This window comes from Paraburkholderia dilworthii, from assembly GCF_000472525.1.
GTDB lineage: Bacteria > Pseudomonadota > Gammaproteobacteria > Burkholderiales > Burkholderiaceae > Paraburkholderia > Paraburkholderia dilworthii.
This window is the reverse complement of record NZ_AWZT01000008.1, coordinates 127,647-141,879: the sequence shown is the minus strand read 5'-3', so window position 1 is coordinate 141,879 and position 14,233 is coordinate 127,647. Positions and strand designations below refer to the sequence as shown.

The following is a 14,233-nucleotide window of genomic DNA, read 5'->3' as shown; positions in this document are numbered from 1 at the left end:
CCGTTCAATTCACGCGCCGGCGCACCGCTTCGGTGCGCGAGCGGCTTAGACTGCCGCTTCGTTTTCTTCGCCGGTACGAATGCGAATGACGCGCTCCACGTCGGCGACGAAAATCTTTCCATCGCCGATCTTGCCGGTGCGCGCCGCGCCGATAATCGCGTCGATCACCTGGTCGCACTGCATGTCGGCGACCACCACCTCGATCTTCACCTTCGGCAGAAAGTCGACGACATATTCTGCACCACGATAGAGCTCGGTATGGCCTTTCTGCCGCCCGAACCCTTTGACTTCTGTGACTGTCAGGCCCGTGAGGCCGACTTCAGCGAGCGCCTCGCGCACTTCGTCGAGTTTGAACGGTTTGATGACTGCGGTGATGCGCTTCATGGCGAACCTCGTCTCGTGACTGGAAGAGTGAAAGGGAAATGGATGATTTTTATTCTACGCCGCGCGCGATGCGTTGCGGCAGTCTGGCGGCGCACAGCGCTGCGACCGGGCGCCCGCCTGCCGCTTGCCGGCCACGGGCGACCGAGTCTGCTTACTCCACCGGTTCGGTGTAGCGCGATGTAATCGGATAGCGCCAGTCGCGGCCAAACGCGCGATGCGTGACGCGAATGCCGATCGGCGCCTGACGACGTTTGTACTCGTTGATCTTGATGAGCCGCGTGACCCGCTTCACGTCTTCGGCCGCGTAACCCGCAGCGATGATTTCCGCGAGCGAGCGGTCCTCTTCCATGTACATGCGCATGATCGCGTCGAGCACGTCGTAGGGCGGCAAGCTGTCCTGGTCCGTCTGGTTCTCGCGCAATTCCGCGGACGGCGCGCGAGTCAGAATCCGCTCGGGGATCACGTTCTGCTTGCCGAACGCGGCGGCCTCGTTGCGGTAGTGGCACAGGCGATAAACGAGCGTCTTGGCGATGTCCTTGATCACTGCAAAGCCGCCGGCCATGTCGCCATAAAGCGTGCAGTAACCCACCGCCATCTCGCTCTTGTTGCCGGTGGTCAGGACGATCGAGCCAAATTTGTTCGACAGCGCCATCAATAACGTGCCGCGAATGCGGGCCTGGATGTTTTCTTCGGTGGCGTCTTCGGCGCAGCCTTCGAACTCTTGCGCGAGCGAACTGCGGAACGCGTCGAACATCGGCGCAATCGCGATTTCGTCGTAACGCACGCCGACGCGTCGCGCCATGTCGGCGGCGTCCGTGGTCGAGATATCAGCCGTGTAGCGCGACGGCATCATCACCGCGCGCACGCGGTCCGCGCCCAGCGCGTCGCAGGCCACCGCCAACACGAGGGCCGAATCGACACCACCCGACAGACCGATCAACGCGCCCGGAAAGCCGTTCTTGTTCACGTAGTCGCGCACGCCCATCACGAGCGCCGCATAAACCTGCGCTTCGAGCGAGAGTTCCGGCGCCATGCCGCTGTTGGCGTTGTTGGCGTTGTTGGCGCCGTTTGTCTGGCCGCGCAATGGCGCGCCGTTTTGGAACTCGACGATCGCAGTCGCCTCTTCGAACTGCGGCATTTTCGCGACGAGCTCGCCCTGCGCGTCCAGCACGAAGGAGCCGCCGTCGAACACCAGTTCGTCCTGCGCGCCGACCATGTTGACGTAGACCATCGGCAACCCGGTCTCGCGAATCCGCGCGCGCAGAATGTCGAAACGCACTGCTTCCTTGTTCAGATGGAACGGCGAGCCGTTCGGAATCAGCAGCACCTGGGCGCCCGCCGCCTTCGCCATTTGCGCAGCCGACGCATGCCACGCGTCTTCGCAGATCACGACGCCGTACTTCACGCCGTCCAGCTCGAACACGAACGGCTGCGCGTCCGACGCAAAGTAGCGCTTCTCGTCGAACACCTCGGTATTGGGCAGATCCTGCTTGCGATAGGTGCCGGCCACCTTGCCGTCCACGAGTAGCGACGCCGCGTTGAACGTATCCACCGGCGGCACGCCGCGCTGGATTGGCGCGTTTGCATTAACATGACCCTGGGTCGGACTGTTGCCCACGTCGCGTAACGGATGGCCGACGATCACGTGCAAGCCCGAAAACGGCATCAGCTGCGCGGCAAGATCTGCCAACGCGGCAGCGCTCGCGGTGTAGAACGCGGGGCGCAGCAGTAGATCTTCGGGCGGATAACCGGACAACGCGAGTTCGGGCGCGACCAGCAGTTTTGCACCGGCGCCGTGCGCGTCACGCGCGGCAGCGACGATCTTCGCGACGTTGCCGGCGAAATCGCCGACAGTGACATTGATTTGAGCAAGAGCGATTCGTGTCTTCATGGCAGGATCGACGGGCAAGCGAAGGGCTTGCGAAGGGCTTGCAAAAAAGGCGGCTTGTTTTGGGTTCGACGGACCGGCCAACTTGGATAAACGAACGACGCAGCGCTTGATGGTATATAACGCGCGCCGCGTCGCTCATTGGGACAGTCACACAGATTGAATCAGGAACGCTTTGATTATCGCACGGGCATTCTGGCGTCGCCCTCCGAGGTGGACGCGCACGAATGGAACGCCCTTCTTGCTCAGCAGCTGCAGCCCACACCTTTTCTGCGGCATGAATTCCTGAGCGCGCTGCACGCGACCCGTTGCGCGGTTGCCGACACGGGCTGGGCGCCGCAATTCGTCACGCTGACCGATCCGCTGACGGGCAAGCTCGCCGCGGCCGCGCCGGTTTATCTGAAGGGCCACTCGTATGGCGAGTACGTGTTCGATTGGGCCTGGGCCGATGCGTACAAGCGCAACGGCTTGCCGTATTACCCGAAGCTCTTGTGCGCCGTGCCGTTCACGCCCGTGCAAGGCAACCGCCTGCTAGCCGCCGACACAGACGCGCTGCGGCATCTCGCGGCCACATTGATGGCGTTCGCCGAGCAGGCCGACGTGTCGTCGCTTCATGTGCTGTTTCCGACCGAGACAGAAGCCAACGCGCTCACCGAAATGGGCATGATGCAACGCGAGGGCGTGCAGTTTCACTGGCTCAACGACGGCTACCGCGACTTCGACGATTTCCTCTCGACGCTCGAACAGAAGAAACGCAAGAACATCCGCGCGGAACGACGCAAAGTACGCGAGGCCGGCGTCACGATGCGCCGGATTCGCGGCGAAGACATTCAGGACGCCGACTGGCGCCTGTTCAGCAAGTGCTATCGGCAGACCTACCGCGAGCACTTTTCGACTCCCTATCTGAACCTCGATTTTTTTCGCATGATCGGCGCGTCGATGCCGGAGAATCTGCTGCTCGTGATCGCCGAATACGAAGGCAAGCCGATCGCGAGCTCGCTCGTCGTTTATCAGCGCGACGCGAAAACCGGCGGCACGCTGTATGGCCGCTATTGGGGCGCGCTCGAACACGTGCCGTGTCTGCACTTCGAAACCGCGTACTATCAGCCGCTCGAATTCTGCATCGAAGAAAAACTCGGCGCGTTCGAAGGCGGCGCCCAAGGCGAACATAAAATGGCGCGCGGCTTTTTGCCGACGGTGACGCGCTCGGCGCACTGGCTTGCGCATCCCGCCTTCGCCGATGCCGTGGGCCACTTCCTCGACAATGAAAAGAACAGCATCCACTCGTATGTGGACGAGCTGCGCGAACATAATCCGTTCAAAGGCTGACGCGCATCATGGCGTGGTTTCTCTATCTGCTCGAATGCTCGGACGGCAGCATCTATACCGGCATCGCGACCGACGTGCAGGCGCGCTTCGACAAACACCTGAGCGGCGCGGGCGCGCGCTATACCCGTTCGCGCAAGCCGGTGCGCGTGCTGGCGTCGTTCGAACTGGCGGACCGCTCCAGTGCTTCGCGCGCCGAGTATTGGGTCAAGCGTCTCGCGCCTTCGGAAAAGCGCACGCTTGCCGCAGGTGGACGCACGCTGGACTCTGTCGTGCCGTTGGTCGAACTGACCTCGACTATCGCCGAGGAGGCGAACGAGGGAAACGGCATGCCGTGATGGTGCTGCGTTGGTGCGTTCGGGCAGCAGCTTCGTTCGCCTTTCGCTCTTCCCCGTCAGCTCTTACCTTCGTCGTCGAACCATCGCACGAGAGATCAACCCCGCGCCTCGCGCATACGCTCGGTGAGCAAGCGCTGCATCAACGCAAGCTCTCCCACCGCGTCGGCTTCCAGCGACGTCAGCCGATCGCGCGCCGGAAGCTCGTGCCGCAGCGGCAGGATGGTCCGATTCAGCGCGGCCTCGATATCGTCGTTCACCGCCGCGATCCATGCACGAAGCTCCTCGTGCATATCGTCCCTACCGTCCGGACGGCGCCCGTTCACACTCAGCCGAAGTTGCGTCGCCGTGCCCGCCATCTTGCGCAGCAGACTCAATACCGTCAGCGTCACAGTATCGACCAGCGAGTCCTCGAGTTTTTCGAGGCGAATGCGCGCAATCGCTTCCTCGGCGTTGTTGCTGCCGAGGCCCGCTGCCCGGCGCAAACGTTCCATGTCCTTTTCGCTTTGACGAGGCGACTCGAGCGCCGCGATCAGATACGCGATGTTGGCGCGCACCGCATCGCCAAGATACGTGCGGTAGTCGGTCTTTTCGCGCGTCGGCCACAGGTAGAACGTGGCGAAAAGCGCCAGTACACAGCCGAGCACATTGTTGCCGAGGCGCGTGAGCGCGTACGCGAATTCGCTCGCGCCCGGTGTCGCGAAGTCGGCCACGAGCACGAACGTCGGCGTAAGAAACAGCACGAACAGGCTGTAGCTGACGGGGCGCAACGCCATCGTCGCCATGACGAGCGGAAAGACCGCGAGCGAGATGCCGAGCGGCGAATGAATTGCATAGCCGATGCCCGCCGCCAGCACCCCGCCGACGATGCTGCCCGCCGCCCGCTCGATACTGCGTGGCCAGGTCGCCGCAATCGACGGTTGAAGGATCAGCAGCGTCGCCATCGTCGCCCAATATCCGAACGGCAAGCCGAGCGCACGGATCACGAGAAAGCCCGCGGTCGTGGTCACGCCCACGCGCGCCGCATGGCGCAAACCGACGGACGCGAGCGACAGATTGGCCTTCAGCGTCGCCCAGACTCGCGCAAGCATTGCGGCGATGCGGTCGGCGAAGCGCGGCGGCGTCTGCACCGGTGCGAAGTCGACGAGTTCGAAATCCGATTTGAGCTTCACCGGCTCCATCAGCGCGTTTTCCAGACGCCGCGCGAGCCGCCGCAAACGTAGTTGCAATTCGGCAAGATGCGTCCAGCGCCCTTCGTTCGCATCCGCGCCGAGGGCGCGTAGCGTCTCGCCCATGCCCGTCAGCAAATGAGCCGCGCGCGTCGCGCGCCGTTCATCGCCGGGCATTTTTTCGCATGCTCCCGACACGGCGATCAGATACGCGAACAACGCCTCGCCTTCGGTCAGCAAGGCGAGCAGCGTGTCATACGTCTCGCGCGCGCCTGTTCTCGTCGCCGGCACGCTCGCCAGCGCCTTGCGGGAGCGTTCGAGCGCGGCGCGCGCATCGGCGCGAAATCTCGCGGCATGCGTCGCCCACTCGCGCGGCGCGCTGCGCTGTTGAAGCAGACGGGCGCTGTCGAACGCAATGTCCGCGAGCCGCAGATACACCGTGCGCAACGAAGCGCGGCTTGCGCCAAACGGTTGAATGCGCCACACCGTCAGGCTCAGCGCAACTGCGAACAGGCAGCCGATCAGATAGACGCCGAGAAACGCGAGTCCTTCGCGAACATCGCGCATGGGCCGGTCGACCATGACGACGCAAGCGGTTGCAACGAGAATCGTCACTTGCGACGTCGCCGCGCCCCAGATGCGGCCGAATGCGCCGAGGGTCGTGAAAACGAGCACCGCGAGCGCGGCAAACGCCGTTCCCTCTGCCGACGCAAAAGCGGTGAGCCCGCCGCATAGCGTGGAGAGCAGCGCGAAGCCCATCATCGAAGCGAAGCGGGCGCGGTTGGAGCCCGCGGCATCCGCGAGACAGGTCCAGAAGGCGCCGATCGCCGCCCACGCGAAAACCGGATCGTGCAGCAGGTTGCCGAGCACGAGCATCGCCGTGGATGCGCACGCGGCACGCAAGCCTTCGGAGAGACTCGCCTCGCTGGCGGAAAACGACACCATCCATACCGGCCGCTTCCGATAGATCGCCGTCATGATCGCATACAGCCGGTTCGACCAGCGAGGCGAAGAAGTTGGCGGATTGGACTTGCGGTTGATCATCCGGACGGTGCGCTCCCAAGGCGGGGTTGTTGCGGGGTTGTTGCCGACTTGCTGCCGAGTTGCTGTGAATCGTGCGTTGCCGCAGCCATAGCCGCGGCCTGGACGATCCGCCGCAGGCCACAAATCATAAGGGTTTACACCGAGATATAAAAATGGCTTTGGTTCATCGCAGGGATGCACTGCGGCTATACCTGACTCGCATGCGACCTGGCAATGCGACATTAAGGCTTCTTGTCCAGGAATCGACGCCAAATAAAAAACCGCGCGGCCCTTTCAGGCTCGCGCGGTTTATGCATGAAGCGGCTGGATCGGCGAAGCGATGGTTCGGTTCGATCAGAGCGCCAACCCGCTTACTTCTTGTAGTTCGCCACGCCTTCGCTGATTTCCTTGTGCGCGGCTTCGAGGTCCGCCCAGCCTTCGACCTTCACCCACTTGCCCTTCTCGAGCGCCTTGTATTGCTCGAAGAAGTGCTTGATCTGGTCTTTCAGGTACGCCGGGACGTCGTCGATCGACTTCAGATTGGCGGTCATCGGGCAAATCTTGTCGTGCGGGACGGCGATCAGCTTGGCGTCCACGCCCGATTCGTCGGTCATTTGCAGCATGCCGAGCGCGCGTGCGCGAACCACCGAACCTGCCAGCAGCGGGAACGGCGTGATCACCAGCACGTCGACCGGGTCGCCGTCGCCCGACAGCGTTTGCGGAATGAAGCCGTAGTTGGCCGGATAGCGCATGCCGGTGCTGATGAAACGGTCGACGACGAGCAGGCCCAGATCCTTGTCGGCTTCGTACTTCACCGGGTCGCTTTGCGCCGGGATTTCGATGATGACGTTGAAATCTTGCGGAAGGTCTTTGCCTGCGGGGACGTGATTGAAGCTCATGAGCGCTCTCTGGTCAGGATGGAATTCGGAGCACGGCATGCGGCGCGTGGGCTCGAAGGGCATGCGTCGTGAAACTCGCCTCGAGCATGAGCGCTGCGGCCGGACAGTACGGAATGCGCCATTATAGCCAATCGGCCGATGGCATCCGCCGCCGGATCGGCGCGATAATCGTCTGGCGTCTCTCGGTTGTGCCCGTGGTTTGTGAACACCGCGTAACCGCGTCCGGTTGAATGTTCAGTCGACCGTACGCCTGCTGCGCGACATCTCAAGGAGTCTGCATGGAAGAAGCCCGACACTTCATCGGCGGCGAGTGGTCCGCTGCTTCAGGCGGCGAGACGATCGCCGTACTCGATCCCTCGGACGGCCAGCCGTTCACGCAGCTCGCGCGCGGCACGGCTGCGGATATCGACGCCGCCGTCCACGCCGCCCGCCGCGCCTTCGAAGGCGCATGGGGCGCGGCGAGCGCGGCCGAACGCGGGCGCGTGCTGTACCGGCTGTCGATGCTGGTCGCCGAGCGCCAGGAAGAGCTCGCGCAACTCGAAGCGCGCGACACCGGCAAGCCGCTCAAACAGGCGCGCGCCGATTCGGCCGCGCTCGTGCGCTACTTCGAGTTCTACGCCGGAGCGGCCGACAAGCTGCATGGCGAAACTCTCCCGTACCAGGCCGGCTACACGGTGATGACGATCCGCGAGCCGCATGGCGTCACCGGCCACATCGTGCCGTGGAATTATCCGATGCAGATTTTCGGGCGCAGTGTGGGCGCGGCGCTTGCCGTCGGCAACGCATGCGTCGTCAAACCGGCCGAAGACGCGTGTCTTTCGGTGTTGCGCGTCGCCGAACTGGCAGCCGAAGCGGGCTTGCCGCCGGGCGCGCTGAACATCGTCACCGGTTATGGACACGAAGCGGGAGCGGCGCTCGCGCGTCATCCGGGCATCGATCATATTTCGTTTACCGGCTCGCCCGAGACCGGCAAGCTGGTTACGCAAATGGCCGCCGAAAACCATGTGCCGGTCACGCTCGAACTCGGCGGCAAGTCGCCGCAAATCGTATTCGCCGATGCTGACCTCGACGCCGCGCTGCCGGTGCTCGTGTCGGCGATCGTGCAGAACGCTGGGCAAACGTGTTCAGCCGGTAGCCGCGTGCTGATCGACCGCGCGATTTACGAGCCCCTGCTCGATCGGCTGAGCGGCGCGTTCAATGCGCTGCGCGTGGGCCCCTCGCACGCGGACCTCGATTGCGGGCCGCTCATCAACGCGAAGCAGCAACGGCGCGTGTGGGATTTCCTCTCCGACGCGCAACACGACGGCATCGCGATGGCGGCTCACGGCGAAGTGATTCCCGAAGCGCCGGAAAGCGGCTTTTATCAGGCACCGACGCTCTTGCGTGACGTACCCGCAAACCACCGTCTCGCACGCGATGAAGTGTTCGGACCGGTGCTCGCCGCGATGCCTTTTAACGACGAGGATGAAGCGCTCGCGCTTGCGAACGGCACGCAATACGGTTTGGTGGCCGGCATATGGACGCGCGACGGCGCGCGGCAAATGCGTCTCGCGCGGCGTCTGCGCTCGGGCCAGGTGTTCATTAACAACTATGGCGCGGGCGGCGGCGTCGAATTACCGTTCGGCGGCGTCAAGCATTCGGGCCACGGCCGCGAGAAGGGTTTTGAGGCGCTGTATGGCTTCACGGTGCTGAAGACTATTGCGATCCGACACGGTTAGGTCATACGGCCCGGTTCGCGTATCAACACTTAGGGCTCGTCACTCACAACAAACAGCGGAGACATCATGCGGTTGACAGGTAAAACGGCCATTGTCACAGGTGGCGGCTCGGGTTTCGGCGAAGGCATCGCGAAGACCTACGCGCGCGAAGGCGCGAACGTCGTGGTCAACGATCTGAACGGGCCCGCCGCCGAGCGCGTCGCCAGCGAAATTGCGCTGGCGGGCGGCAAGGCTATCGCGGTCGCGGGCAACGTCGCGCAACGCGAGGACTGGCAAAAGCTGCGCGAGGCGGCGCTGGAAGACTTCGGTAGCGTGCAGATCGTCGTCAACAATGCCGGCACCACGCATCGCAACAAGCCGGTGCTCGAAGTCACGGAAGCCGAGTTCGACCGCGTGTACGCGGTGAACGTCAAGAGCATCTACTGGAGCGTGCAGGAGTTCGTGCCGTACTTTCGCGAGCAAGGCGGCGGCAGCTTCATCAACATCGCGTCGACGGCCGGCGTGCGGCCGCGCCCGGGGCTGGTCTGGTACAACGGCAGCAAGGGCGCGGTGATTATCGCGAGCAAGTCGCTGGCCGTGGAGTTGGGCCCGGACCGAATTCGCGTGAATTGCGTGAATCCGGTGATCGGCGAAACGGCGCTGCTCTCGGAATTCATGGGCGTCGAAGACACGCCTGAGAACCGCAAGCGCTTTCTCGCCGGCATTCCGCTTGGACGCTTTTCGACGCCGCAGGACATCGCCAACGCCGCGCTCTATCTCGCTTCGGACGAAGCGGAGTTCATCACCGGCGTGTGTCTTGAAGTGGATGGCGGGCGCTGCGTGTAGAGCTTGCGTTTTGCGTCGGCGTTGAGCGTTGGCGTTTCCCGTCAGCGTTGGCGTTCGCGTCGGCGTTCGCGTCGGCATTCGCGTTGGCGCTGCGTTTGCCTTCGGCTTTGTCGTCACAGCGCCGCTGATGGCGTCCGTAGAGGCGCGTTGAGCAAGCGCCGTTCGCGCGCGCTGCTTGCCCGGCTCAGTGTTTTCCCCCGGTATCTAATTGCCGTGCGAGCCGCGCCGCACGGCTAGAATCGACCGGCGCGGCATTTCAATTCCACAACAAGAGAGGAGACGTCATGGCTAGTCCCGCAGATCCGCTCCACCATCCCGGCGCCGGTGCGCCGCCCTCCACGTTCGAACAAGCGACCTATCGCAAGGTCAACTGGCGGCTCGCGCCGCTCCTGATGCTGTGCTACGTGGTCGCGTATCTGGACCGCGTGAACGTCGGCTTTGCGAAGCTGCAAATGACGACCGACCTTGGCTTGAGCGATGCGGTTTATGGCTTCGGCGCGGGCATTTTCTTCGTCGGCTATTTTTTCTTCGAGATCCCAAGCAATGTGATTCTGCACAAGGTGGGCGCGCGGGTGTGGATCGCGCGGATCATGGTGTCGTGGGGCGTGATCTCCATGCTGACCATGTTCGTCACCACGCCGACCATGTTCTACGTGATGCGCTTTCTGCTCGGTGTGGCCGAAGCGGGCTTCTTCCCGGGCATCATTCTGTATCTCACCTACTGGTATCCGTCGCATCGGCGCGGCCGCATGACGACGTGGTTCATGACGGCCATTGCGCTGTCGGGCGTGATCGGCGGGCCAGTATCGGGCTATATCCTCAAGACGTTCAATGGGACGAACGGCTGGCACGGCTGGCAGTGGCTTTTCCTGCTGGAAGGGATACCGTCGGTGCTGGTCGGCATTCTCGTGTTCGTCGCGCTCGACGACCGTATTTCGAAAGCGAAGTGGCTGACGAAGGAAGAGAAGGAACTGCTCGAGCGTCACGTGTCCGCCGAGGAAGCCACCAAGCACGACATGCCGATTCGCCAGGTGCTGACGAGCGGCCGTGTGCTGATGCTGAGCTTCACCTACTTCTCGTTCGTGATGGGCCTGTATGGCGTGAGCTTCTGGCTGCCGACCATTATCAAGGCGACCGGCGTGACCGATGCGCTGATGATCGGCCTGCTTTCCGCGATTCCGTTCGCGGCGGCTGTTGTCGCGATGGTGTTCGTTGCGCGCAGCGCAGACCGCACACGCGAGCGGCGCTGGCATATTGCGTTACCCGCTTTCGCGGGCGCGATCGGTTTGGTGCTATCGGTTGTGTGGGCGCAGAACACGCTGCTGGCGATGGCTTCTCTCACGCTCGCGACTATGGGCATTCTCACCACGTTGCCGCTGTTCTGGAGCCTGCCGACGGCGATTCTTGCTGGTACAGGTGCGGCAGCCGGGATCGCGATGATTAATTCGATTGGGAATCTGGCGGGGTTTCTTAGCCCGTATGCGGTGGGGTGGCTTAAGCAGGCGACTGCGGCTAACGATTCGGGGATGTACATGTTAGCGGCGTTTATGGTGCTCGGCGGTTTGCTTGCGGTTAGTGTGCCGGCGAAGATGGTTAACAGGTGAATTGACTGGATGACGTTGGCGCCTTGGCTTTAATCGGCCGCTGGCCCTTTGGAGTAGTCAGCTTGCGGCGAAAAGCGGCCGCTTGCCCGAAGCAGCACTGAGCGCAAACCAGAGGATCGGCTGCTGCCAGCGGTATGAGGCAGTAGTCGGCCCAAATCGGCTGTTCGAGTTGTCGCCTGGAAGCGGCCGCGCGCACCCTCGTCCACGACGATTCCGCGCAAAAGCCGCGACCGATCTGTCTTCTATCCCTTGAGTACGAGAGACAGGTCCGGATATTGATCGCACATGAACTCCACGAACGCGCGAACCTTCGGCGCAGGAAGACGCCGCGAGGTGTGCAAGACCCAGAGCGCAGTTTCCGCGCCCGCGACTGTTCCCCACTGAACCAGCTCGCCGCGAGTGAGCTGGTTCCAGGCGATGGACTGCGGAATCAGCGCAGCACCAGCGCCGGCAACAGCGGCGTCGCGGATCATCAGGAACGAGGACAGCGTTATCTTGGGAATGGGCGCGAGGATCAAACGCCCTTCGTCGAGCGTCCAGTTGGTGGGTTGGAAACCCGCAAAGACGATGCCGGGAACCGCCCGCACCGCGCCCGGGTCCGGCATCGGTACGCCGGGCGCCGCGACTACAACCAGCCGGTCTTTCGCAAAGCACCGGCCCACCAGACTACTGTCCGGGCTCGGATTGACCCGGATCGCGACGTCGAACTGTTCCTCGACAAGATCGACCGCGCGGTCGTCGGCGACCACTTCGACCGTGACTTCCGGATATGCCGCAAAGAACTCGGCGCAGATCCGCCCCATAGCAAGCTGCGAGAACAGCACGGGCGACGCAACGCGCAAGCGTCCGCGAGGCGTCGACAGCCCCTCCCGCGTCGCCGTCATCGCTTCGGCCACCTCGTGCATCGGCCCCTCGGTTCGGGTCATCAGCATCTCGCCGGCTTCGGTAAGCCTCAGCCCCCGGGCGCTGCGCTCGATGAGCCGCACGCCCAGTTGCTCTTCCAGGTCGGAAATCCGGCGGGAAAGAGTCGCCTTCGACTTGCCACTCGCACGGCTTGCCTTTCCCAGTCCTCCGTTCGTTGCGACTAGCGCGAAGTCAGCTAAAGCGTTCAGATCCATGGTGTTCCATTTTTGAAACGACGTGTCTTCATTTTCGCGTCTTTGTTTTAACTTCGCAACGGCCTATCTTCTCCTCACCGCAACTTGACATGAGGAACCTGCAATGAACACGACTCAACGTGCTGTACTGATCCGGTCTTACGGAGGTGCCAGCGCCGCCGAAGTAGGCCGGATCGAGAGGCCGGAAGCGAGACAGGGCCAGGTACTGGTCGGCGTTCGCGCCGCCGGTGTGAACGGCATCGATTGGAAAGTCCGTGAGGGCTATGTTCGCGACGCCTTCCCACTTCAAGTGCCCGCCGTTCTGGGCATCGAGCTCGCCGGTGTTGTCGAGGCCGTTGGTCCCGGCGCCTCGCGGTTTCGTGTCGGCGATCGCGTCATGGGGTCGCTCGGCGGGCTGGGCGCGTACACCGATTTCGTCACGGTCGACGAAGCGAACCTGTCCCGCACGCCTGATGGTTTGGACGATGTTCAGGCGGCCGCCATCCCCGTGGCGGCCGTGTCGGCCTGGCAAAGCCTTTACCACGCGGGCCCAGTCCGCTCAGGCCAGCGGATCCTGATCCACGGCGCAGCGGGCGGGCTCGGCGGCTATGCCGTGCAGTACGCGAAGCGCGCAGGTGCCGAAGTCTTTGCGACAGCGGCCACTGCTCATGTCGAATACGTGCGCAGTCTCGGCGCGGACCATGTCATCGACTACCAGACTCAACGTTTCGAGGACATCGCGCGAGACATCGAACTGGTGCTCGATTACGTTGGCGGCGAAGTGCTCGATCGCTCGTGGCAAGTGCTGACGCAGACCGGCGCCGTCGTTGGCACGTCGTCGCCCGACATTCTGGCGCGCACGCCAGCGGGCCGCCGCGGCCTGTGGTTCATGAACCGGCCGGACGCGGGTCTTCTGGAAAAGCTGGCCGCAGACATCGCAAACGGCACTTTGAAATTTAGGGTGAGCGAGGTGGTCGGTTTCGAGGACATCCCCGCAGCCATCGAACGCAATCGCACCGACTCCCGCACCGGCAAGGTCGTGGCGGACTTCTCTTACTAACCAACCTCTGGCTGGAGATTCACATGAGCATTCTCGTTACCGGTGCTACGGGCACCATCGGCTCTCTGATCGTCGAACGCCTTGCCGATGCTGGCGCCGACGTCAAGGCGCTCGTTCGCAAGCAGGGCAAGCTGAACCTTCCCGCAGGCGTCGCCGAGGTCATAGGCGATCTTACGGACGTGACCTCGATGCGCGCAGCGCTGCGCTCGGTGCGAACGCTATTCCTGTTGAACGCCGTCACGCCCGATGAAGCGACACAAGCGCTGAACGCGCTGAACCTTGCGCGCGAATCTGGCATCGAGCGCGTCGTCTACCTGTCGGTGATTCACGCGGACAAGTACACGAACGTTCCGCACTTCGCGGGCAAGCACGCAGTCGAACGCATGATCGAGAGCCTCGACATTCCAGCGACTATCCTGCGACCCGCCTACTTCATGCAGAATGAACGCATGATCCAGCAGGTCATCCAGGACTATGGTGTCTATCCCATGCCGATTGGGTCAGCAGGCGTTTCGATGATCGATACGCGAGACATCGCAGACGTCGCTGTCGTCGAACTCCTGCGCCGCGACAGGGCCTCGACTGCGCTTGCGCGAGTGACGTTGGAGCTCGTCGGTCCCGATGCGCTGACGGGCGCATCAGCGGCAACGATCTGGAGTTCCGCCCTGGGACGCGAGGTGACCTATGGAGGCGATGACGTGGCAGCCTTCGAAGGGCAGATGGCCTCGCTCGGTCCCGCGTGGCTCGCATACGACATGCGTCTGATGATGGCCGGCATCCAGAAGTTCGGCATGCGCGGCACGGAGGAAACGGGGGACCGCCTGCAGGCCATCCTGGGACGCCCTCTGCGCAAGTACGCCGATTTTGTCAGGGAGGCCACTACCGCGTCCTGAAACGAGGACGTC

Annotated in this window: 12 protein-coding genes; 7 read left to right on the top strand and 5 right to left on the bottom strand. The window is 63.1% G+C overall.

Going from position 1 to position 14,233, the window contains the following annotated elements; genetic code table 11:
* Positions 1-45: 45 nt before the first annotated feature.
* Together F759_RS0110275 and F759_RS0110270 are read right to left on the bottom strand one after the other, a co-directional pair.
* The gene (locus tag F759_RS0110275; RefSeq protein WP_027799775.1) at positions 46-384 is read right to left on the bottom strand and encodes a P-II family nitrogen regulator; all 339 of its coding nucleotides are present in this window, start codon (positions 382-384) and stop codon (positions 46-48) included.
* 151 nt (positions 385-535) lie between these two features.
* Positions 536-2,275, bottom strand: coding sequence for an NAD+ synthase (locus tag F759_RS0110270; protein WP_027799774.1), 1,740 nt, complete (start codon positions 2,273-2,275; stop codon positions 536-538).
* A gap of 156 nt (positions 2,276-2,431) precedes the next feature.
* Here F759_RS0110270 and F759_RS0110265 point away from each other — a divergent pair, with 156 nt between their 5' ends.
* On the top strand, positions 2,432-3,601 hold the full coding sequence (locus F759_RS0110265; protein ID WP_027799773.1) for a GNAT family N-acetyltransferase: 1,170 nt from the start codon (positions 2,432-2,434) through the stop codon (positions 3,599-3,601).
* 8 nt (positions 3,602-3,609) lie between these two features.
* Positions 3,610-3,936, top strand: coding sequence for a GIY-YIG nuclease family protein (locus F759_RS0110260; protein ID WP_027799772.1), 327 nt, complete (start codon positions 3,610-3,612; stop codon positions 3,934-3,936).
* A gap of 95 nt (positions 3,937-4,031) precedes the next feature.
* On the opposite strand, the gene F759_RS0110255 is transcribed toward F759_RS0110260, so the two are convergent.
* Entirely contained in the window at positions 4,032-6,146 is a 2,115-nt protein-coding gene (locus F759_RS0110255; protein WP_027799771.1) for an FUSC family protein, read from the bottom strand.
* Between the two features lie 350 nt (positions 6,147-6,496).
* On the bottom strand, positions 6,497-7,024 hold the full coding sequence (ppa, locus tag F759_RS0110250; RefSeq protein ID WP_027799770.1) for an inorganic diphosphatase: 528 nt from the start codon (positions 7,022-7,024) through the stop codon (positions 6,497-6,499).
* 278 nt (positions 7,025-7,302) lie between these two features.
* Between ppa and F759_RS0110245 the strand changes: the two genes are divergently transcribed.
* The 3 genes from F759_RS0110245 (at position 7,303) to F759_RS0110230 (ending at position 11,171) form a co-directional block, all read left to right on the top strand.
* Positions 7,303-8,742, top strand: coding sequence for an aldehyde dehydrogenase family protein (locus F759_RS0110245; RefSeq protein WP_027799769.1), 1,440 nt, complete (start codon positions 7,303-7,305; stop codon positions 8,740-8,742).
* Between the two features lie 66 nt (positions 8,743-8,808).
* Positions 8,809-9,567: an SDR family oxidoreductase gene (locus tag F759_RS0110240; protein ID WP_013587565.1), complete on the top strand. Its 759-nt coding sequence runs from the start codon at positions 8,809-8,811 to the stop codon at positions 9,565-9,567.
* A 284-nt stretch (positions 9,568-9,851) separates the two neighbouring features.
* On the top strand, positions 9,852-11,171 hold the full coding sequence (locus F759_RS0110230) for an MFS transporter (RefSeq protein ID WP_027799768.1): 1,320 nt from the start codon (positions 9,852-9,854) through the stop codon (positions 11,169-11,171).
* A 242-nt stretch (positions 11,172-11,413) separates the two neighbouring features.
* Here the strand turns inward: F759_RS0110230 and F759_RS0110225 are convergent, their stop codons facing one another.
* The gene (locus F759_RS0110225; protein ID WP_027799767.1) at positions 11,414-12,289 is read right to left on the bottom strand and encodes a LysR family transcriptional regulator; all 876 of its coding nucleotides are present in this window, start codon (positions 12,287-12,289) and stop codon (positions 11,414-11,416) included.
* A 103-nt stretch (positions 12,290-12,392) separates the two neighbouring features.
* Between F759_RS0110225 and F759_RS0110220 the strand changes: the two genes are divergently transcribed.
* Both F759_RS0110220 and F759_RS0110215 read left to right on the top strand, forming a co-directional pair.
* Positions 12,393-13,328: an NADP-dependent oxidoreductase gene (locus F759_RS0110220; protein WP_027799766.1), complete on the top strand. Its 936-nt coding sequence runs from the start codon at positions 12,393-12,395 to the stop codon at positions 13,326-13,328.
* A gap of 23 nt (positions 13,329-13,351) precedes the next feature.
* Positions 13,352-14,221, top strand: a complete 870-nt coding sequence (locus tag F759_RS0110215; protein ID WP_027799765.1) for an SDR family oxidoreductase — start codon at positions 13,352-13,354, stop codon at positions 14,219-14,221.
* The last annotated feature ends 12 nt before the right edge of the window (positions 14,222-14,233 follow it).